The sequence below is a fragment of the Enterobacter cloacae complex sp.6700776 genome (assembly GCF_048284255.1).
GTDB lineage: Bacteria > Pseudomonadota > Gammaproteobacteria > Enterobacterales > Enterobacteriaceae > Enterobacter > Enterobacter intestinihominis.
Genome location: NZ_JBLVYK010000116.1, coordinates 1 through 328, shown reverse-complemented (window position 1 = coordinate 328; position 328 = coordinate 1). Strand labels below are relative to the sequence as shown.

At 69.5% G+C, this 328-nt stretch carries 1 protein-coding gene; it reads right to left on the bottom strand.

Annotation, left to right across the window (positions count from 1 at the left end; genetic code table 11):
* A partial coding sequence (locus tag ACNQ0T_RS23465) for a patatin-like phospholipase family protein (RefSeq protein ID WP_417930410.1) occupies positions 1-328 on the bottom strand: 328 nt, incomplete at both ends.

Genomic DNA, 328 nt, shown 5'->3' with positions numbered 1-328 from the left:
ATGACGGTGAGGTCGTTGCCGGCCTCCAGCGTCGGGCCGATCGGCACCGGGTTCACCAGGGCGCCGTCCAGCAGGGTGCGGCGCCCGTGCCTGAAGGGCGTGAACACCAGCGGCGTCGCGATGGAGGCGCGGATGGCGTCGAACATCTGGCCCTCACGCAGCCACACCTCCTCGCGCGAGTGCATGTCCGTGGCGACGGCGGTGTAGGCGATCGGCAGGTCTTCGATCGCGCAGTCGCCGATCAGCTCGCGCAGCACGCTGATGATGCGTTCGCCCTTGAACAGGCCGGGACGGCCGAAGGTGGGGTCCAGCAGGCGCAGCACATGCA